Genomic DNA, 20,196 nt, shown 5'->3' with positions numbered 1-20,196 from the left:
AATTTACTATATGCTTGTAAAACACAAATTCTAGATCAGGATTTGTGTTTTTTTATTTGGGATAAAATGATTTTCTTGATATGTCTTGAGTGTATTTGATTTTATAAAGCTGCAAAAAATAAAAGGAGGCGGTATTATGATTTCATCTACAGTTGTGATTTCTTTAATACTTATTACAGTAATTATTTTTACGTTTATTGGTATTGTTTACAGCAAAGGGAAAATTGAGAACATCGATGATTATTTAACAGCGAGAGGAAGTACAGGTTCCCAAAGATTGACTGCTACATTTTTAGCATCTTTTATAGGGGTGTTTATATTATTCACTCCTCCAGAAGCAGGAGCTATCGGCGGAATTGCTACTATTATAGGTTATGCTTTTGGGGCAGCAAGTCTTTACTTTGCTTTTTCCATCTTAAGTCCTAAAGTAAGAGCCTATCTTCCGGAGGGTAGTACCATAAGCGATTATGCACTGAAAAGATACGGATCTAAAATGTACGTTTTAACCATTCTTTTATCTATATTTTATATGCTGGTACATTTAATAGCGGAGCTGACAGCGATAGCTCAAGTGGCTTTTCAAATGGCAGAAGTTCCTTTAGTATATACTGCATTGTTAGTAGGAGCAGCGACAATGATCTACACAACTTATGGCGGGCTCAAGGCTTCTATGTTTACAGATGCAATTCAGATGGTCTTGATCATTGTGTTAACATTAACTGTAGCTGCTGGCGTGTTGTATTATAGCGGAGGTATGGGAGAAATTATCAGACAAACTCAGGTGAACCGTCCCGATCTGCTTGATATTGGAAATATAGGCGGCATCGAATATGGTTTAACCCTTTGTATCGGGGTGTTTGCTGCGAATCTATTCCATCAAGGGTACTGGCAAAGAATTTATTCTGGAAAGAATGATGCTGCGATCAAAAAATCTCTGATTGCTTGTATACTGGTTGTTCTTCCAATAATGTTCATTACAGGATTTATCGGTATCGCCTCAGCGGGGATGGGGATAGGTGATAATCCTTCCGTGGCTTTGTTTGCTCTTGTCTATGAATTGTTTCCGACAGGACTGATTATCGCTGCGTTTATTCTAGCTTTAGTTCTTGTTATGAGTACTGTGGATACTTTGCTGAATGCAATGGTTGCAACCTTTGCCATTAAAAGAAAGAAAGAAAATAAATCTATGCTTTCTTTGCAGAAGGCAAGATGGATGACAGTTATACTGATTATAATTTCTGTCTTTATTGCATCGAGAGGATATAGCGTTTTAACACTTTTCCTAGTAGCGGATTTAGTTTGTGCAGGTGTATTTATTCCGCTGTTCTTCGGTTTATACAGTCCGAAGCTAAGAGAAAACACAGCAGTTTTGGGAGCTGTGCTGGGAGTGGCATCGGGAGTTCCTTTCTTTATCCAAAATAAATTATTCATCGCATTTCTGATCCCGATCTTTGTATCTGCAGGGATCTGTATTCTGGGAAACAAATTTGCACCCTTGGAAGCAGCGGAAGAGATGAAAGAGATGGAAGAGATGAAAGCTCTGTAAGTAGAAGAAATAGAAAATATTAGAAAAACTGCGGTTTAAGATAATCGTAGTTTTTCTTAATTGCTGAAATATACGATAAATGAATAGAATGATTTATTAGGAAAATATAGTATAATTGAAATTAACTGTATTGACAGTAAAGGAGCAAAAGGGTATACTTCAGAACTATGGGAATAATAAAAAGTGAACATTCGAGGTGCAAATATGAATATAATCGATAAAATAAATCAATTAAAGAAAGAAAAGAATGCCGTCATTATGGCTCATTACTATGTAGATGGAGACATACAAAAAATTGCAGATCTTGTAGGAGATTCTTATTATCTCAGCAAGAAGGCTTCTGAAACAGATGCAGATACCATAATTCTTTGCGGAGTATCTTTTATGGGAGAAAGTGCGAAGATATTAAACCCAGACAAAAAGGTATATCTTCCTGACAGCGATGCTGATTGTCCTATGGCTCACATGGTCGATGCAAAAAGTATCGAGAAGAAGAGAGAAGAGTATGAAGATCTTGCAGTGGTCTGTTATATAAACACTACAGCAGAAATTAAAACTTATTCTGATGTAATTGTTACTTCTTCAAATGCAGTGAAGATTGTAAGAGAGCTTCCGAATAAAAATATCTTCTTTATACCAGACGGGAATTTAGGAAGATATGTAGCAGAACAAGTTCCTGAGAAAAATATTATTTTGAATAAAGGCTACTGTCCTATTCATCAAACCATCACCGCTGAAAAGGTTCTAGAAGCGAAAAAAATCCACCCGAAAGCTTTATTTGCAGCTCATCCAGAATGTACATATGATGTATTAGAGGAAGCGGATTTTGTGGGAAGTACTTCTGGGATTATCGACTTTGTTACACGATCTCCTAGGAAGGAATTTATTATAGGAACAGAAACAGGAATCTTCTATCAGCTGAAGGAAAAAAATCCGGATAAGACATTTTATCCCGTTATAGAGGGCCAAATTTGCGAGGATATGAAAAAAGTGAACTTGGAAAAAGTTCTTGCAGTCCTTGAAGGGGAGACCGAAGAGGTAAAAGTTTCAGAGGAAACAAGGGTAAAATCACTTATTCCCCTTGAAAGAATGCTTGAGTTAGGGAATTAATAACTGAGGTAGAGGAAATGAAAAGAGCAGATGTTTTAATAGCAGGAACAGGCTGTGCTGGTCTTTATTGTGCGCTTAACCTTCCACGAAATAAAAAGATCATGATGATTACAAAGTCAGATCTTAAAAGCAGCGATTCATTTTTAGCTCAAGGCGGGATAGCCGCTTTAAAAGAGGAGAAAGACTATGAGTCTTATTTTGAAGATACAATGAAAGCAGGTCATTACGAAAACGACCCAAAATCAGTAGAAATCATGATTCGTTCATCGAAGAGTGTGATAAAAGATTTAATCGGTTACGGTGTTAAATTTCAGCGGGAGGAGAATGGAGAACTGTCCTTTACAAAAGAAGGTGCCCATTCGGCAAAAAGAATACTTTATTCCGAAGATATTACGGGGGAGAGAATTACCAGCAGACTATTAGAGGAAGTACACAAACTTTCGAATGTAGAAATCTATGAGTATACAGAGATGACCGATCTTTTAAGCCAGGATAATCGATGCTATGGAGCGGTAGTACAAAACAAAAAGAGAGAAAAAGAAGAGATCCTTGCAGATCATGTAGTCATGGCGACAGGGGGAGTCGGAGGTTTGTATGCTCATTCTACAAATTATAAGCATTTGACGGGTGATGCTATAGCGATTGCTTTGAAGTATGATATAGAAGTTAAAGATCTGGAGTATGTTCAGTTTCATCCGACAACCCTTTATAGTGCAGAAAAAGAAGAGAGAAGTTTTCTGATTTCCGAATCTGCACGAGGTGAAGGAGCGAAACTTTATAATAAAGACATGGAAAGATTTGTAGACGAGCTTCTGCCTAGAGATCTATTAACAGATGCAATTTTCAAGCAGATGAAAAAAGACGATAGAGAATTTGTTTGGGAGGATTTACGATCCATTCCACAAGAAGAGTTGGACAGCCATTTTCCAAACATTGTAAAATACTGCAAATCAAAAGGATACGATGTGAAAAAAGAGTGCATACCTGTTGTCCCTGCACAACATTATTTTATGGGAGGGATTCGGGTAGATTATTCCAGCCGAACCTCTATGAAATATTTATATGCTGTAGGAGAGACAGCCTGTAACGGCGTTCATGGAAAAAATCGTTTAGCCAGCAATTCTCTCTTAGAAAGTCTTGTATTTGCGAAGAGGGCAGCAGAGTCTATGGTTTTTCCTGCAAGAAAAAAAGAATGGAAAAAAGGATGTTTTTATAAAAGAATGGAAAACAGAGACATTTCTTATGAGAATCTGATATCTTTGCTAGAAGGAAAAATAGATTCAAAAAGAGCTGCTCTTTCGATGGAAAATTAGAATGGAGGAAATATGTTCGACCCTATAACATTAAAATTAAATGTTGATCCTTTGATTATCAGTGCTTTACAGGAAGATATATCCAGCGAAGATGTCTCTACCAACTGTGTGATGCCTTCTGAAAAATTGGGAGAAGCGGATCTAATCTGTAAAGAAGATGGAATCATCTGCGGTCTTCAAATATTCTCTAGAGTTTTTGAACTATTAGAGGATCGGATGAAGACGGAGTTTTTTGTGAAAGATGGAGAATGGGCAGAGAAAGGGAAGCTGATCGGAAAAATATATGGAGATATGCGGGTGATTTTAAGCGGAGAGCGAACCGCTTTAAATTATCTTCAGCGGATGAGCGGGATAGCAAGCTATACCTATTTTACAGCAGAACTTTTAAAAGGAAGAAATACTAAACTTTTGGATACTCGAAAAACCACTCCGAACAATCGTATCTTCGAGAAGTATGCAGTTCGTATAGGAGGCGGGAATAACCATCGATATAATTTATCCGACGCAGTAATGCTTAAAGATAATCATATCGGAGCTGCTGGAGGCGTCAAAGAAGCGATAAGAATGGCAAAGGAATATGCTCCTTTCGTACGCAAAATAGAAGTAGAAACGGAAAATCTCGAGATGGTAAAAGAAGCCCTTGAAGCAGGTGCGGATATTATTATGCTGGATAATATGAATTATGAAGAGATAAAACAAGGGATGGAAATCATAGAGGGGAAAGCCCTTGTTGAAGTATCGGGAAATATTACAAAAGAAAATATCTTAAAACTAGCAGATTTAGGAGTCGACTTTATTTCCAGCGGTGCATTAACCCATTCTGCTCCGATACTAGATATTTCCCTAAAAAATCTCCATAGTATATAGCACTTGTCTGGATAGAATTGTATAATAGTCTTTCTAAGAGTTAGAACATAAAAGAATTAGAAAGAAACAAGAGTTAAAAGATCTTAGAAGAAAAATTATATCGGATGTTTAGAATGGATATTCTAAGCATCCGGTTTTTTTACGAATAAGATTGCGAAGAAATGAAGAGCAATATATAATGAGGATACTGATTTACAAGAGTCCTTTCAGTTAAAGATAGAAAGGGCAGAAGGAGGAAAGATGTATAAACCCCAGCTTAAGGATTTAAGAACAGAGCAAATGATATCTGGAGAAGCTCTCTTTTGTTTTTAAGATTATTCATTGTATATATTCTGCTTTTTATTGCAGAGATCGCTGCGATTATGATTTTTCCGAATCGGGTCGGCTTTGTTTTAGTGATATCACTGATCTTGAATGTTTTCTTTATATTCAGATTTATGAATTATGGTTATCAAAAGCTTAGAGAAAATCATAGAATGGAGAGGCTTTTCTTTCTGGTCTACGGAATAATCTGCTATTTGTGTTTGATCTTTCAGCTTGCGGTGTTATTCTATATTTTCTATCTGACTTTAAACGGAGCAGGTGTTATTCCGAAGGAAGTGATGGAGGGTCTCGATAAACTTCAGAATGCAGCGAATGATGAGAAGGTGTTTCAAGATTATGTTTCGCCGATGTTTACCTATGTGTTTCCAGGATTTTATAAATTTCCATCGAATGGGTCAATTTACTCTATCATGCAGTATTATGTGGGGAAATTTATCGACCTCTTTATCTTAGCTTATATAGTGGAAGCAATCCGAAAAAGAACAGGGCTTAAATAAAACAGAGGAGACTCTGTTTTTTTGTGGCTTTTTTTAAGAAATATTTTGAATAGACTTGGATATAAAGTGATTGTAAAAATTTTAAAAATGAGTTTGAGTTCCCGAATATTTACTCGAGCAATAGTAAAAGTCTGCTCAAAAAAACAGCCGGATAAGAACACAGTAATTTCACTTATCGGGCTGTTTTCTGATTACAATAATTCACGGTTGTCATTTTTAAAGATAATATTTCCAGAGCTTCGGCATCGGTCTAGAAGTTTCATAACGGCAAGGGTAGCATCCTTTGCTTCTTCATATCTTTCTTTATTATTATTTTCTATAATATTAGAAAAAGTTTCTATTTCATAAGCGAGATAGTTTTCGTATCGATTATATTCTTTCCATTCTCCGGCTAAAAAGAAACCTTCCATCAAACTAATTGTCCCGGTACTGATCTTTTGGTCTGCGTTGATACAGACAAATTGATCTTCGCTTTCGGCTTCTTTGCTGGCAAGGAGAGTGGCGTTAAAAGTGTCATACTCCATAACAATAGTTCCGCTTAGATCAATGCCGTTTTTCAATTTTTTTGGAAAATAGCTTAAATTATTCGGTTTTCCAAAGAGGGCATAACAAGCATGAAGCTGATACACCATTAGATCCATAAGCACACCTCCAGAAAAATCCAAGTTAAAAACATTGGGAGTTCCGCCGGACAGGAGTGCCTGATAACGACTGGAAAGCTGATGGAAACTAGAATACACAACAGAAGGTTCTGTGATGGAGGCTTTCATTTTTAAAAAATTCGGGTTATAAATATTGCAGATGCCCTCAAAGATATAGACATCATGTGCGCAAGCTTCTTTAAAAAGATGCTCTGCTTCTCGCAAGCTGCTGGTGAAGGGTTTTTCCAGTATTACATGCCGGCCTGCTCGTATAGCTTTTAAAGCATATTCGTAATGAAGACTATTCGGAAGAGCAATATAAATTATGTCGTTATCTTCCTCTTTTAAAAACTCCTCTAATTCATAATAGATTTTTTCAATTCCAAAATCCTGAAAGAACTCCTTTTTATTTTCGGAGCGGAGATAAGCGCTGTGAAGCTGAAAAGCGCCGCTTTCTAATACTCCTTCCATCCATGTTTTTACAATCGACCCGTTTCCTATAATTCCAACCTTCAGCATAAGATCATCCCCTTTGTATTATTACAATCATTATAACAGGCTTTTCAAAGGGAAGGCAGAAAAAAGAGAAGCGGAGATAAAATCCAGCTTCTCTTTTTATATAGGGTCTTTCTTTTGTTCTTCTTTTCGTTTTTTCATTTTCTTCAAACGGAAAAATTCTTCTCTCTCTTTTTCTTCTAATGTTTCGGAAATATATTTTATGGTTTCTTCATATTCCGGGATCTTGATTTTTTCTAAAGCGTTCGCCCGTTTTTGATTCTTCTTAATTTCCACAGAAAGTTTATAGACAGTGTTTTCCGTTTCGGCAAGCCTATAAATCAAATGCTTTACTTTTCGGAAAATATAGATGGCTTCGTCTACTTCTGGAGAAGTCATAAAGAGGCTGTAGTGGGGACGAAGGGGTTTATGAGCGTATTTTATCTTCGGCACATCGAGACCCATGATGGATTGATAGGTGATTTCAAAAGGTTCGGCTTTGTCGATGGAAGTGGCTATATCATGGATCTCCCGTACACCCATGGAGATATTTGCTTTTTGCAGAAGAAGATAAGCTTTTGAAAAAAGCTCTCCTACTTCAACCTGAATTTCTTTAGCTTTATCAATCTGGGAAAGAAGTTCTTTTATTAATACAGTACGTTTTTTATCGATAAGATTATATCCTGTTTGGGATAACTTCAGGCTTTCTTTTAATTTTAAATAATTGGCTTTTGTAGGGGCAATATTTTCGATCATTTTTCCCACCTGCCATATTTTTCGATATATTTTGTTTCCAAACGATCCAACTCTGTTTGGGGGAAAAGAGAAAACAATTCCCAAGCCAAACTTAAGGTTTGATCAATCGTTCTGGATTCATGAAAATCTTGATTTAAGAATCGGTCTTCAAACTCTCGTCCAAACTGCATATAAGTTCTGTCAAGAGGAGATAGATCCTCTTCTCCGATGATTTGGGAAAGAGATCGTACTTCGATAACTTTAGAGTATAGGGCGAAAAGCTGAGACTGAACGCTTTCGTGGTCTTCTCTAGTATATCCCTCTCCGATACCGTCTTTCATAAGTCTGGAAAGGGAAGGAAGAATATTGATAGGCGGATAAATATTTTTTTGGAAAAGTTCTCTGGAAAGTACGATTTGTCCTTCTGTAATAAATCCAGTCAAGTCTGGAATCGGATGGGTGATGTCGTCATTTGGCATTGTTAAAATAGGAATAAAGGTGATTGATCCTTTTTTCTCTTTAATCATACCGGCTCTTTCATAAAGGGTAGAGAGGTCGGAATAAAGGTATCCTGGATAGCCCTTTCTTCCTGGAACTTCTTCTCTGGCAGAAGAGATCTCTCTTAAAGCTTCTGCGTAGCTTGTAATATCGGTCATAACTACAAGGATATGCATATCTTCTTCAAAAGCTAAATATTCTGCTGCAGTTAAAGCTGCCCGAGGAGTAGAGATCCTTTCAACGATAGGCGCATCGGCAAGATTTATAAAAGAGACAAGCCTTTGGGAAGCACCAGATTCTTCAAAGGTAGATTTGAAGAAGTTATAATCATCGTGTTTGATTCCAAGTCCTGCAAAGACGATTCCGAATTTTTCATCGGAATTTTTCAGCTTTGCCTGGCGGACGATTTGTGCTGCTAGCTGATTATGGCTTAAACCATTAGAGGAGAAAATAGGAAGCTTTTGTCCACGGATTAATGTAGTTAAAGCATCTATAGATGAGATACCTGTTTCTAGATAGTCCCTAGGGTATTGTCTTGCAAAGGGGTTGATAGGGCTTCCGTTAATATTATAAGTTTTTTCAGAAAGAATCGGTTCTCCGCCGTCGATAGGCTCCCCTAGTCCGCTAAAAGTTCTGCCTAATATATTCTTGCTTAGATGGATTTCTAAAGGGGAACCTTTAAAAGTAACGGTAGCATTATCGGTAGAGATTCCAGAAGTTCCCTCAAAGACTTGGGCGATTATCGTATCTCCTTCGATGCGGATGACCTTTGCCCGTCGGAGCTCTCCGCTGTCAAGGCGGATATCCATCATCTCTTCATAGCCTGCACCGGCTACGCCTTTTAATACAATTAAAGGACCTTCTATTTTGCTTAATTTTAAATATTGTTTAATCATCATAATCACCGTTTTCTTTCGCATCTTTCTTCAATTGATCATAGTACAATGTGATCTTTCCGTTTAATTTGTTGAAATATTCCATAAAATCTTCATTAGGAATGTCGTATTTCATTCTTTGGATTTCAGCGAAAAGATCATCGTTTTTAACAAGAGTTAATGCGACATGGTTTTTAACAGCATCCATAGACTCTGTATAGAGAAGATCAATGGTTTTTAGCATTTGATATTGTTTTTTCAATGGGACATAAGTGTCAAATTCATTATTGGCATTTTGCTGCAAGAATCCTTTTTTTATGACCTTTGCGATCTCAAGAACAAGCCGTTGATCAGAAGGAAGGACATCTTCTCCTACCAGCTGTGCGATCTGATTTAGTTTGTCGTCTTGGGAAAGAAGGTCCATCGCTCTATTTCGAAGAGGCAGAAGTTCAGAAGATACATTTTCATCATAATAATCTTTTAATAATGGAATGTACTCGCTATAGCTTGTGAGATAATTTACTGCTGGATAATGTCTGATATAAGCTAAAGCTTTTTCTAAAACTAGAAAAGAAGAAACAAATCTCTTTGTATTTTCTGTTACCGGCTCAGAAAAATCTCCTCCTGGAGGGGAAACGGCGCCGATAATAGTGACAGATCCTTCTTCGCCGCCTAAGGTTTCAACATAGCCGGATCTTTCGTAGAACTGTGCAATTCTTGAAGGAAGATAAGCCGGATAACCTTCTTCAGCAGGCATTTCTTCCAGACGTCCTGAAATTTCTCTCAAAGCTTCTGCCCATCGAGAGGTAGAGTCGGCCATGATTGCGACATGATAGCCCATATCTCTGTAGTATTCTGCAATAGTAACACCTGTATAAATAGAAGCTTCTCTGGCAGCTACGGGCATATTTGAAGTGTTTGCAATTAAAACGGTCCGTTCCATCAAAGGTCTTCCAGTTCTAGGGTCGGTAAGTTTCGGGAAGTCTTCTAATACTTCAGTCATTTCATTACCCCGTTCGCCGCAGCCGATATAAACGATAATATCAGCGTCAGACCATTTTGCAAGCTGATGCTGTGTCATCGTTTTTCCTGTACCAAAACCGCCTGGAAGAGCAGCGCTGCCGCCCTTTGCAATGGGGAAGAACACATCGAGTATTCTTTGGCCGGTTACAAGGAGTTTCGAGATCGGCATTCTTTTTTTAGAAGGTCTGGGAACACGAACTGGCCAGTTTTGATAAAGCTTAAGAGCTGTCTTTTCATGATCTTCATTTTCAAGAATGACAACGTCTGTTTCAATATTGTATTTTCCAGGAGGAAGGACTTTGATTGCCTTTCCCCCTTTGTTTGGAGGAACCATAATTTTGTTTTCGATAAGAGTTGTTTCTTTTACCTTTGCATAAGTGTCGCCGGCATTTAAAATATCTCCTTCTTTGACTGTGATTTCTACATCCCAAAGTTTATCTTTATCAAGAGAGATTAAACCGATACCTTCACCGATGAAGTTGCCGGTCAAATTATAAATAGTTTCCAAAGGCCTTTGAATACCGTCGAATATATTTCCGATGATCCCAGGTCCTAATGTAGCAGAAAGAGGCATCTCCATTGAGCTGATTTCCTCTCCTGTTTTAAGACCCTGCGTTTCTTCGTATACTTGAATGGTTCCTATATTTTGAGCGATTGCAACGATCTCGCCGATTAATTTCTTATCGCCTACAGCTACCATATCTCTTACTTTAAAACTGCCGATAGGTTGGGCTTTTACGACGGGACCGTTGATATCTATAATTTTAGTGATGTCTTTATTTTCCATTTTCTACACTTCCTTAATGGGCTTGTCCCGCTTTTAGAAATTGTTTCGCGTCATTGTTTATTCTGCTTCTGTTTTCTTCTACTATATAGTCCATAGTACAATTGATTTGAGAGGAGTGATCTTCACTTAAAATAATAGCTCCGCCGATTTTAATTTCTTTCTTTACAGCAGTTTTATTTTGAGGGAAAAGTTCTTTTACGATTTTTTCATCTCGGGAATAATTGTTTTCTGAAAGATAGATGAGATCTTGATCCGAGATACTAGATTTATTTTTCAAAAGCTGGTCTTTTAAAAAATCAGCCCCTTCTTCTCCTTGATAAGATTTTTTCAGCTTTTTTAAAAGAGATTTTTGAAGATCGGCATAAATTTCGTTTTCCGCATCGGAAAGGAGGGATTCTCCTTCTTTTTGGACTTGAGAGAGGATCCTTTCTTTTTGAAGGTTTAGCTTATTTTCATAGTCTTTTTTGATTTCGATGATTTTCTTTTGGATAGTATCGTTATATTTTTTAACTTCAGAATCCGCTTCCTCTTTGAGCTCTTTTATTTTTTCTTCGTTTTCTGCTGTGATTTCATCGGAAATAATTTTTCTAAATGAATCCAGTTTATCGTTAATACTAATCATATCTGTACTCCTTTAAATACTAATGCCGATGGAGTCGTTTATATACTCTGTAATAAAATCCGGACTTCTTCGTAAACCATGGCGATCAGGAATTTCTACTATAAGAGGAAATTTTCGTTTCAGTTTGATCTCCATACATTCTTCTTGAAGCAGATCAAACACCTTTTCCGTTAAGATCAGAATTCCGATTTCTTTATTTTGAAGACATTTATGAAATTCTTCTCTTGTTTCTTTATCGCCGTGGACTACGACTCCGGAGATTCCTCCAAGCCGCATTCCCACTAACGTATCTGTATTATCAGAGATTAAATAACTTTTCATAAGAACACCTTCTATTGTGCTACTAGGATCATAATAGAAATAATTAATCCGTAAATAGCAATCCCTTCTGCAAGACCTAAGATAATCATAGTTTTACCCATAATACTTGAATCTTCAGAAATAGCACCGATAGCAGCGGAACCGGCTTGTCCTACTGCAACACCAGATCCAATGCAGGCAAGACCAGTAGAGAAGGCAGCGCCGATATATTTTAGTCCACTAGAGGCTTGAGCAGCAGCTGGAGCAGCGGCTTGTGCAGAAGCGGCAAATGCAAGATTTGGAATTAGAGCGATCGCTAAAAGTCCAAAGACAGAAACGATATTAATAGCCATCATTTTCTTTAATCTTTTTTGGTTCCCGGCAACGCCTTTTATTTCATACCGAATACCTGTAATAATAGTGGCTAAGATAATACAAGTGACGATAGTTAAAATTATTTTCATTTTAGATTCCTCCAATAGAATTTGTTTTTAATTTGTATATATAATGATTTTTAAGACCCATTATTTTAGAATTTTTTGATATTCATCGGATCGTAGGAGACGCCTTCTCCTTTGAAATATCGGCTGAATAGTTCATAATACTCTAAACGAATGGATTGAATAGCAACGATCAGACCTTCAAGTACGATAATGATAATATTTCCCAGGATAAGCATAACTGCGTTTCCAATGGTGGAACCTGTCATTTGGCCAAGGGCATGAAAAGCCATAAATAAACCGACATGGTTGATTGCAAAAGCTCCAACCCGTATAAAGGATAGAGTGTTTGTAAAGAAACTCATAATCGTTTCGAAAAGCTCAAAGCCTCTTTCTACGCCGTTTGGTTTTTCCATGTGTTTATATTCTTCTGCTGTTAAGACCTTAGCGGCAAGTGCCGGTTTCATAAATAAAATAAAACAAGCGATGATCATAACTGCAGCGGTAATAATAGAAAGAATCGGTGAAAACTGCGGTATGATTCTTTTACCAAAGATCATATTTACTATAAAGATCAAAAAGGCGAGGTAGAACAACAACCCTGTAATACCATTTTTATCAAAATATAAATTGACTTTATCTTTTCGTTTGGCTAAATTGCCAAGTCCGATTCCATAAGCGATTAAGATTAACACAATTCCTAGGCAAATAGCTGCAATAAGAATGGTGTTTACCTCTTCCATTGGCCGGATAAGCAATGACGGAATGATATTTTCTATACCAAACACACTTCCGTATAAAAAACCAAAGATCATAGAACTAACACCGATTCGGCTGGCGATTCCTGCTAAACTCGGGATTTTTTTTGCGAGGAGCAAACCTGCAAGCACTAGAATAAGCCCTTGTCCAACATCGCCAAACATCATGCCGAAAAACAGCATATAAGTGATTGCGAAAAAAGGCGTCGGGTCTTTTTCATTGTAGTTTGGGACAGAATACATATTGACTAAAGTCTCAAAGGGAGCAAACAATGTATTATTTTTTAGTTTTGTAGGTGCAGGAGCTATATCTTTTACAGTATCAGCATCTTCAAAGGTTAGGATGGTCTCTGGAGCGATTTCCATAATAGAGCGTTCCATATCTTTTATTTTTGAGATGGGAATAAAACCTGCGATGAAAAAGAAGTGATCTGTTTGCGCAATATAGCCTTCTATTTGAGTACTAAGATCTGCAACCTTATAGTTATAGTACAGACTTTTTATTTTAGAAGAATTCTTTTGTACAAAAAGATTTTTCTTCTGAATAAAATCTTCTTTATTTTTGTTTTTCTCAGATAATAGTTTTTCCATCCTAGCAAGAAGGGAAGAGAAAGTATCTTCATCGTTCTCTTCAAAATCAGGCAGCTCTAAAGGAGTAAAGTTTAATGACTTTAGAATGTTTTTACTGTCTGAGGTTTTTGATAGGGGAGAAAACACCATTACCAGCTCTTCGCTTTGAGTATGATGAGTTGCAGAAGTTCTTCCTGCATGAACTACAATATCTTTTATATTTTCGTAATTATCTTTTAGCTTCTTATAGGCATCTTGTGATAATGTCCCAAAGACGTAGTTCATAAATTTTAAATTTCTGATATCTTTTATCTTTATATCTCCGGCACCTTTTTCGGTGAAAAACTGCAGAAAATCTACATATAACTGAAGATTGATCAGTTCATGATCGATTTTATATTCAAAATCTCTTAACTTGATAACCTCTGTATAGAGATCGTTGATATCAGAGAGTTCCTCAAGAGAAGGTCTGTTTTCGGTTTTTTGGTCTTGGGGATTGTTGTCGATATTAAGATAGTCAAAAATTTCTAGAAACTGCTGCTTGTATTTTCTGCTATCAAGGGAGTGATCTACTTCAAAAGGACTCAAGGAAATAGATTCTTCGTTATCCTTATCCAGATTATTATTAAGCCGTTCAAAGGCTTTAATTGTAAAATCTGAAGGTTTATTTTTGTCTGCGATATGAAAAGATCCTTGTATAATGATCTCTTTTAATACTGCAGAAGCATCCTTTTTTAAGAAGACCCCGCTCATTAGCTTCATGGGTTCAACAGCCATAAAGCACCTCCGTTACTGTTCTGAATGTATTCAAAAAATAGAAAAGTTTTATACACCGACAAGGAAGCTTTTGATTTCTTCTTTATCTTTTAAGGAGTATTTTTGCATTTCAGCTAATTTGATTAAATTTCTATTTTGATTATCAAAGCGGATATAGAACTTTAAAAAAGTGCCGATATCATTTTGATAATCTATGAGTACAGTTTGTTTATCATAGAAATTTTCCAACATTCGCTGATAAACAGTGTCTTTGTTATTTTTTTCTTGAAATGATTTGTAATACCCATTCTCGCGAATATAGGATACAGCTTCCTGAACGTTTTGGGTATATACAAGAGTTTTTAATCTTTCGCCTTTAAAAATTTTGCCGTGGCGAATAGAATAGTTGAAAATCTCTTCGTTAGAAAGATGATAAAATCTTTTCGATCGGAGAATCCACTGAATATTAACCAGATCAATTAAAGTGTGAAAATATTCGTTTACAAGTTTTTTATCTTTCGGACGCAGTTTTTTCGATGCTTTCTCTATTTCTAAGAAATAAAGATTATCTAAACTCATCTCGATATGGAAGTGTTTTTGAAGGACATCTTCATCACGAACGGAATAGATAGCATGTCGAAAAGGCGTACCGATCAGAGCTTCTGTAAACTGTCTGATATTATCGCAGTTTGCGAGGCGGTCATGATCTAGGTATCGGCTGGTCTTATACGTCAGCATTTCTTTTTCCAGATCGAGAGGATCTTTTTCCACAATAGATCGTAGAATCAGTTTCAAATCATAAATTTCATATTTGAAAATAAGGGATTCTATAAAATCTTTGTGAAACACGCCAATAAAAGGTTTTAACTTCTGCATAATTCGGACTTCGGATTTGTGAATCAAAAATTCAAAACCATATCGTTCGGCATAATAATTATATTGCAGACCTAGAAAATCTTGGCTATGCTCTTTATAATCATTCATTTCATTGTCGTATAAAGGATTCGTTGATAGATAATCAACGAGCTGTTCTTTATCAGAAAGGGAAAGAATATTTTCGTACTCGTCTTTAGAAAACAAACCTTTCTTCAAAAAACCAAGCTTTCCGTTTAGGGCATTATAGCTTTCCATCATAATAATCACTCTTCATTAAATTATTCGTTAAAGACTGGAGGATTTCTTCTTTTTTCTTAGAATAGAGATCTTTGATCTGTGCCGCTTTCTTCTGATAGTTCGACAAAAGGTCTGTATTCTCTTTTTTGAAATCCTCAACCAGCCGTTTATAGTGGAGCCGTTCTTCATCGGCTACCGTAGCTAAATGCTGATCGAGAAGCCTCAGCTGCTCATTCTTGGAAACTGCGATTTCCTTCTTTTTCTTATCATATTCGTCGGTCAGTTCTTTCGCATAAGAATCGACCTCCAGAATATCCTGCAACGTATTTTTCATGATGCTCACCCTCTTTTCTTCTAACAAACAAAACTATCGCAATAATGTAATAAAGCGATTAGAAAAACAAAAAACGATGTAGATACATCGCTTGTCCTGATACACATTCAGTTGAGAGTCTATAGAGGCGAAAACCTTACATACTCAAAACAAGTGCTGATTAAGTTTTATTAGAGTAACAAAGACCGTTCTTCCCGATGGTGAATCGGGGAGTCTGTTTTTCTATGACAATTATTATATACCTCGTAAAATAAAATGCAAATCATTTTTTCGGGTTTTTTTGATAAATTAACTATATTTGTTATTAAATATTAATAAAATTAAACATTTATAGGGTATAGAATGTCTTTAGAAAAAGAAAGACACTCCCTTAACAAAAGAGAGTGTCTAACACAGGAATTAATATTTGTTTCTCCATGAAAAATTTGTGTGAAGCAGTTCATGAGATTTTTCGTTTCCTGGTTCTCCAAGAAATTCTTTATATATTTTTTGAATAGAAGGATTCTCATAGGATCGTCTTATTTCTTTTTCTCGGTCTTCTCTATGAATAGCATGCATTCTTTGGCGAAGTTTTCGATAGTCGCCGTGAAGAGGCGGTTGTCCGCCGCCGTCAATACAGCCTCCGGGACAAGCCATAATTTCGATAATATCGTATTTGTTTCGATCTTCTCTTACTTCTTCCAACAGCTTTCTTGCATTTCCAAGTCCGCTGGCAACAGCAGCTCTTACTTTACGGCCTTGGATTTCAAGTTCAGCTTCTTTAATGCCGCTGATTTCTTTCAGACCTTTAAATTCAAGAACTTCCAAGTCTTCTCCGGTTATCATATGGTAAGCTGTACGGATAGCGGACTCGAGAACTCCTCCAGAAGCGCCGAAGATAACTCCAGCACCCGTAGATTCCCCTAAAGGATCATCAAAATCAGAATCTGGAAGGTTCACAAAGTCCATAGAAAAATCTCGAATCATAGAAGCCAATTCTTTTGTCGTAAGGACAATGTCTACATCGGAGATGTCGTTGTCGATCCCAAGTTCTGGACGGGCAGATTCATATTTTTTTGCCACACAAGGCATGATAGAAACGACGACCATATTTTTTGGATCGATTCCATGGCTTTGAGCAAAATACGTTTTTGCGATAGATCCGAACATTTCGTGGGGAGATTTACAGGTGGATGGAATTTCTAAAAGGTCCCCATAATTATGTTCGATAAATTTAATCCAGCTGGGACAGCAGGAAGTAAGAATTGGGAGGTTTTCCTGCTTTTCAAAACGCTCTGCAAATTCTTTTGCCTCTTCCATTGTGGTTAAATCTGCTGCGAAATCAGTATCGAAAACGTAGTCGAAGCCCAGCCGTCTAAGAGCTGTTGTCATTTTGCCTGTAACAACAGAACCGGGCTCCATTCCGTATTCTTCTCCTAAAGCAACCCGGACTGCAGGAGCTGTCTGAACGACAACGACTTTATCCTTATCGCTCAGGGCTTTATAAGCGTCTTTTATATTATGCACATAGTCTAAGGCTCCTGTCGGACATACGGCAAGGCATTGACCGCAGAATGTACAGTTCGTTTGAAACATGGGCTCGTTATAAGCAGTTCCGATAACGGTGCTGAAGCCTCTTCCGATATCTGTAAGGGTGCCAACAGTTTGAACTTCATTGCACATTGTTTCGCATCGTTTGCAAAGGATACATTTATTTGGATTGCGCACAATAGAAAGGGAGCTTTTATCAAGAGGAAAATCGAAACGTTCTCCTTCATAACGGATTTCTTTAATATTAGCAAGGACAGCCAAGTCTTGAAGTTCGCAATCTCCATTCTTGCTGCAGATTAAGCAGTTTTTAGGGTGATTGGATAAAAGAAGCTCAATATTGACTCTTCGAGCCGTAACAACTCTTAAGGTGTCTGTATGGATGTCCATCCCTTCTTTGACTAAAGTGTTGCAGGCAGGGACGAGTTTTCCGCCTTTATTTTGTTCTACTAAACAAATCCGGCAGTTTGCTTCCCGATTGATATAACCCAACCCTTCCATATCTAGATGGCATAAAGTAGGGACATGGATTCCCGCAAGCTTTGTTGCATCAAGGATTGTAGAACCTTCTTCTATTTCTACAGGGATATTATTGATTTTTAAATGAATCATAAAGGTTTACCTCATTTCTATTGCATTCACTGGACAGCGTTGTCTGCAGTTATCGCATTTTATACATAAAGCTAAATCAATCTCATGTTTTTCTTTCGATGCTCCTGATATCGCATCCACCGGGCATTCTCTTTTGCATAAGCTGCAGCCGATACAGCGTGGGGTGATAATATAGCTTAAAAGATCTTTACAAACAGAAGCACGGCATTTCTTTTCTAGAATATGTTCTTCATATTCCTCTAGAAAATACTGTATAGAACTTGAAACGGGATTGGTGGCAGATTTACCCAAGCCGCAGAGGCTGGTATCTGTGATAACCCAGCAGAGTTCTTTTAGAAGATCAATATCATGTTCTACTCCTTTTCCAGAAGCAATCCGATCTAATATTTCGAGAACTCTCTTGTTTCCGATGCGGCAAGGAGTACATTTTCCGCAGGACTCATCTACTGTAAATTTCATAAAGAACTTGGCAATATCTACCATACAGTCTGTTTCATCCATAACAACCATACCGCCGGAACCCATAATGGATCCGATCTTTTTAAGGGAAGCAAAATCTACAGGTGTGTCGAATAATTCTGGAGGAATACATCCACCGGAAGGTCCGCCTGTTTGAACAGCCTTTACTTTCTTTTCGTTGGGGATTCCGCCGCCGATATCAAAGACGATTTCATTGATTGTCATCCCCATAGGTACTTCTACAAGACCTGCATTTTTTACTTTTCCTACAAGGGCAAACACTTTTGTTCCCGAGGAGTCTTCTGTACCGATGGATTTAAACCAGTCGGAACCCTTCGTAATAATCTGAGCGATATTCGCTAATGTTTCTACATTATTCACAACAGTTGGTTTTTCGAAAAGCCCTCTTTGGGTGGTTCGATAAACTTTCGACTGGGGCATTCCTCGGTTTCCTTCTACAGATTTGATTAAAGCGGTTCCTTCGCCGCAGACAAAAGCTCCTGCACCAAGACGGATTTCCAAATCAAAGTTAAAATCTGTGCCAAGAATATGATCGCCTAAAAGGTTCATTTCTCGAGCTTTTCGCAGTGCTGTTTTGAGACTTTCTACAGCTTTTGGATATTCGGCTCGGACATAGACGTACCCTTTTTCTGCACCTATGGCATAGGCGCAGATCGCCATTCCTTCTATTACAGAGTGGGGATCTCCTTCTAAAATGGAGCGGTCCATATAGGCACCCGGGTCTCCTTCATCTGCATTGCATATAACGAATTTTATATCGGATTCTTCTACGAAAGCACTTTCCCACTTTCTTCCGGTAGGAAATCCAGCGCCTCCTCGTCCTCTAAGATTGGAATCTTTTATAATATCTATAATCTCTTCTCGGCTCAGTTCAAATAAAGCTTTCTCTAAAGCAAAATAGCCCCCAGAGGCGATATATTCATCGATGCTTTCGGGATTAATAATATTGAAGTTTTTTAGAGCGATACGCTGCTGCTTTTCATAAAAACTTCCAGCTAATTGCACACTGCCCTCTTTCACAACGAAACGTTTATCATTAGAAACTCTTTCTAAAAATAATGGATAGGTTTTTTCTTTGATTTTCGTTAACATTCCGGTTCTATTCATGGATATCCTCCCCGATATCGGCTAAAATGTTCGGTACATCCGATACTTTAACATTTCTATAGACGATATTATTTACTATAACAACAGGAGCATCAGCACATTCTCCGACACAACGAGTATCTTCCATGGAAAAAAGCAGATCTTCCGTAGTCTCTCCGACTTTAATGCCCAGCATTTGAGAGAATTTCTCTAGTATCGATTCTGCACCCTTTACATAACAGGCAGTTCCCATACAAACTGAAATACAGTATTTTCCTTTAGGATACAGATTAAACCTGGAGTAAAAAGTGTTTACGCCATAAATTTTTGAAAGAGGAATTTTTAGCTCTTTTGCAATCTGTACTGCTGCTTCTCTAGGGATATAGTTATAAATGTCCTGAGTGAAATGAAGAATTTCAATTAAATCTTCTTCTTTTTTACCTTTTATGAATTGTGTTAGTTTTTCTTGCTTAACATCTGTAGTAATCATAAACCACCTCATAAGTATAATTGGTACTGTTTTTTTCAGACAAAATGTATACATCTTTTTGTAAATATATTGATTTTATCCTCCTTTCTTTAAAATTTATTTAAATTGGTATTCTATGTATAATAAAAATTTTAACTGTTTTAAATATGTAATTATTGGATAATCATTATACCAAATAATATTTTAACAAGCAACAAAGCATATCAAAAGTATAAAAACCTAGAGTTAGACAGGAAAAGTATTGATAACAGCTCTCAAAAATAAATGAAAAATTCTTAATTTAAACTAATTATTATACATGAAAGATTGACATTTATATTTTATGGGTTTACCATTTAATTATAGTGACGATAAAGAGAATTCTGAGTTGAAACTGTGATATTTCTATGAATAATGG

General features: G+C 37.0%; 18 protein-coding genes. 5 read left to right on the top strand and 13 right to left on the bottom strand.

From position 1 onward, the window contains the following. The first annotated feature begins 136 nt into the window (after window positions 1-136). From ACTQ46_RS01895 to ACTQ46_RS01875, 5 genes are all read left to right on the top strand, one after another. Window positions 137-1,546, top strand: coding sequence for a sodium:solute symporter family transporter (locus tag ACTQ46_RS01895; RefSeq protein ID WP_441747096.1), 1,410 nt, complete (start codon window positions 137-139; stop codon window positions 1,544-1,546). 204 nt (window positions 1,547-1,750) lie between these two features. After that, entirely contained in the window at window positions 1,751-2,656 is a 906-nt protein-coding gene (nadA, locus tag ACTQ46_RS01890) for a quinolinate synthase NadA (RefSeq protein WP_441747094.1), read from the top strand. A gap of 17 nt (window positions 2,657-2,673) precedes the next feature. Further along, window positions 2,674-3,969, top strand: coding sequence for an L-aspartate oxidase (locus ACTQ46_RS01885; protein ID WP_441747092.1), 1,296 nt, complete (start codon window positions 2,674-2,676; stop codon window positions 3,967-3,969). Between the two features lie 12 nt (window positions 3,970-3,981). Then, complete coding sequence (gene nadC / locus ACTQ46_RS01880) at window positions 3,982-4,836, top strand: carboxylating nicotinate-nucleotide diphosphorylase (protein WP_441747090.1); 855 nt, start codon at window positions 3,982-3,984, stop codon at window positions 4,834-4,836. 302 nt (window positions 4,837-5,138) lie between these two features. Further along, on the top strand, window positions 5,139-5,657 hold the full coding sequence (locus ACTQ46_RS01875; RefSeq protein ID WP_441747088.1) for a hypothetical protein: 519 nt from the start codon (window positions 5,139-5,141) through the stop codon (window positions 5,655-5,657). Window positions 5,658-5,848: 191 nt separating this feature from the next. Here ACTQ46_RS01875 and ACTQ46_RS01870 read toward each other — a convergent pair whose 3' ends face one another. The 13 genes from ACTQ46_RS01870 to ACTQ46_RS01810 all read right to left on the bottom strand — a co-directional run bounded on the left by ACTQ46_RS01870 (window position 5,849) and on the right by ACTQ46_RS01810 (window position 19,799). Next, window positions 5,849-6,817 carry a Gfo/Idh/MocA family protein gene (locus tag ACTQ46_RS01870; RefSeq protein ID WP_441747086.1) on the bottom strand — a complete coding sequence of 323 codons (969 nt, stop codon included), beginning with the start codon at window positions 6,815-6,817 and terminating at the stop codon, window positions 5,849-5,851. 96 nt (window positions 6,818-6,913) lie between these two features. Next, window positions 6,914-7,549: a V-type ATP synthase subunit D gene (locus ACTQ46_RS01865; protein ID WP_441747084.1), complete on the bottom strand. Its 636-nt coding sequence runs from the start codon at window positions 7,547-7,549 to the stop codon at window positions 6,914-6,916. Further along, the gene (locus tag ACTQ46_RS01860) at window positions 7,546-8,922 is read right to left on the bottom strand and encodes a V-type ATP synthase subunit B (RefSeq protein WP_441747082.1); all 1,377 of its coding nucleotides are present in this window, start codon (window positions 8,920-8,922) and stop codon (window positions 7,546-7,548) included. The genes ACTQ46_RS01865 and ACTQ46_RS01860 overlap by 4 nt, the downstream gene beginning before the upstream one ends. Beyond that, window positions 8,915-10,711 (bottom strand): V-type ATP synthase subunit A, encoded by a 1,797-nt coding sequence (locus ACTQ46_RS01855; protein WP_441747080.1) that lies wholly within the window; start codon window positions 10,709-10,711, stop codon window positions 8,915-8,917. The genes ACTQ46_RS01860 and ACTQ46_RS01855 overlap by 8 nt, the downstream gene beginning before the upstream one ends. Before the next feature lie 13 nt (window positions 10,712-10,724). Further along, window positions 10,725-11,333: a hypothetical protein gene (locus ACTQ46_RS01850; RefSeq protein WP_441747078.1), complete on the bottom strand. Its 609-nt coding sequence runs from the start codon at window positions 11,331-11,333 to the stop codon at window positions 10,725-10,727. Window positions 11,334-11,345: 12 nt separating this feature from the next. Then, complete coding sequence (locus ACTQ46_RS01845; protein ID WP_441747076.1) at window positions 11,346-11,654, bottom strand: V-type ATP synthase subunit F; 309 nt, start codon at window positions 11,652-11,654, stop codon at window positions 11,346-11,348. Window positions 11,655-11,665: 11 nt separating this feature from the next. After that, window positions 11,666-12,097 carry an ATP synthase subunit C gene (locus ACTQ46_RS01840; RefSeq protein WP_441747074.1) on the bottom strand — a complete coding sequence of 144 codons (432 nt, stop codon included), beginning with the start codon at window positions 12,095-12,097 and terminating at the stop codon, window positions 11,666-11,668. Between the two features lie 65 nt (window positions 12,098-12,162). Continuing rightward, complete coding sequence (locus ACTQ46_RS01835) at window positions 12,163-14,178, bottom strand: V-type ATP synthase subunit I (protein ID WP_441747072.1); 2,016 nt, start codon at window positions 14,176-14,178, stop codon at window positions 12,163-12,165. Window positions 14,179-14,226: 48 nt separating this feature from the next. Continuing rightward, the gene (locus tag ACTQ46_RS01830) at window positions 14,227-15,291 is read right to left on the bottom strand and encodes a V-type ATPase subunit (RefSeq protein WP_441747070.1); all 1,065 of its coding nucleotides are present in this window, start codon (window positions 15,289-15,291) and stop codon (window positions 14,227-14,229) included. Next, the gene (locus ACTQ46_RS01825) at window positions 15,275-15,604 is read right to left on the bottom strand and encodes a hypothetical protein (protein ID WP_441747068.1); all 330 of its coding nucleotides are present in this window, start codon (window positions 15,602-15,604) and stop codon (window positions 15,275-15,277) included. Before ACTQ46_RS01825 ends, ACTQ46_RS01830 begins: the two co-directional genes overlap by 17 nt. Before the next feature lie 399 nt (window positions 15,605-16,003). Next, window positions 16,004-17,743: an NADH-dependent [FeFe] hydrogenase, group A6 gene (locus ACTQ46_RS01820; protein ID WP_441747066.1), complete on the bottom strand. Its 1,740-nt coding sequence runs from the start codon at window positions 17,741-17,743 to the stop codon at window positions 16,004-16,006. 6 nt (window positions 17,744-17,749) lie between these two features. Then, a complete protein-coding gene (locus ACTQ46_RS01815) occupies window positions 17,750-19,330 on the bottom strand; it encodes an NADH-ubiquinone oxidoreductase-F iron-sulfur binding region domain-containing protein (protein WP_441747064.1) in 1,581 nt (526 codons plus the stop codon). Further along, window positions 19,323-19,799, bottom strand: coding sequence for an NADH-quinone oxidoreductase subunit NuoE family protein (locus ACTQ46_RS01810; RefSeq protein WP_441747063.1), 477 nt, complete (start codon window positions 19,797-19,799; stop codon window positions 19,323-19,325). The genes ACTQ46_RS01815 and ACTQ46_RS01810 overlap by 8 nt, the downstream gene beginning before the upstream one ends. Between the last annotated feature and the right edge of the window lie 397 nt (window positions 19,800-20,196).

Source organism: Gallicola sp. Sow4_E12, from assembly GCF_052116305.1.
Classification (GTDB): domain Bacteria; phylum Bacillota; class Clostridia; order Tissierellales; family Peptoniphilaceae; genus JBQKLI01.
This window is presented reverse-complemented; position numbering and strand designations above follow the sequence as displayed.

Bases quoted from the DNA above. Each gene is read 5' to 3' on its own strand.
- ACTQ46_RS01895 (WP_441747096.1), top strand. From the start codon at position 137: ATGATTTCATCTACAGTTGTGATTTCTTTAATACTTATTACAGTAATT.
- nadA (WP_441747094.1), top strand. From the start codon at position 1,751: ATGAATATAATCGATAAAATAAATCAATTAAAGAAAGAAAAGAATGCC.
- ACTQ46_RS01885 (WP_441747092.1), top strand. From the start codon at position 2,674: ATGAAAAGAGCAGATGTTTTAATAGCAGGAACAGGCTGTGCTGGTCTT.
- nadC (WP_441747090.1), top strand. From the start codon at position 3,982: ATGTTCGACCCTATAACATTAAAATTAAATGTTGATCCTTTGATTATC.
- ACTQ46_RS01870 (WP_441747086.1), bottom strand. From the start codon at position 6,817: ATGCTGAAGGTTGGAATTATAGGAAACGGGTCGATTGTAAAAACATGG.
- ACTQ46_RS01865 (WP_441747084.1), bottom strand. From the start codon at position 7,549: ATGATCGAAAATATTGCCCCTACAAAAGCCAATTATTTAAAATTAAAA.
- ACTQ46_RS01860 (WP_441747082.1), bottom strand. From the start codon at position 8,922: ATGATTAAACAATATTTAAAATTAAGCAAAATAGAAGGTCCTTTAATT.
- ACTQ46_RS01855 (WP_441747080.1), bottom strand. From the start codon at position 10,711: ATGGAAAATAAAGACATCACTAAAATTATAGATATCAACGGTCCCGTC.
- ACTQ46_RS01850 (WP_441747078.1), bottom strand. From the start codon at position 11,333: ATGATTAGTATTAACGATAAACTGGATTCATTTAGAAAAATTATTTCC.
- ACTQ46_RS01845 (WP_441747076.1), bottom strand. From the start codon at position 11,654: ATGAAAAGTTATTTAATCTCTGATAATACAGATACGTTAGTGGGAATG.
- ACTQ46_RS01840 (WP_441747074.1), bottom strand. From the start codon at position 12,097: ATGAAAATAATTTTAACTATCGTCACTTGTATTATCTTAGCCACTATT.
- ACTQ46_RS01835 (WP_441747072.1), bottom strand. From the start codon at position 14,178: ATGGCTGTTGAACCCATGAAGCTAATGAGCGGGGTCTTCTTAAAAAAG.
- ACTQ46_RS01830 (WP_441747070.1), bottom strand. From the start codon at position 15,291: ATGATGGAAAGCTATAATGCCCTAAACGGAAAGCTTGGTTTTTTGAAG.
- ACTQ46_RS01825 (WP_441747068.1), bottom strand. From the start codon at position 15,604: ATGAAAAATACGTTGCAGGATATTCTGGAGGTCGATTCTTATGCGAAA.
- ACTQ46_RS01820 (WP_441747066.1), bottom strand. From the start codon at position 17,743: ATGATTCATTTAAAAATCAATAATATCCCTGTAGAAATAGAAGAAGGT.
- ACTQ46_RS01815 (WP_441747064.1), bottom strand. From the start codon at position 19,330: ATGAATAGAACCGGAATGTTAACGAAAATCAAAGAAAAAACCTATCCA.
- ACTQ46_RS01810 (WP_441747063.1), bottom strand. From the start codon at position 19,799: ATGATTACTACAGATGTTAAGCAAGAAAAACTAACACAATTCATAAAA.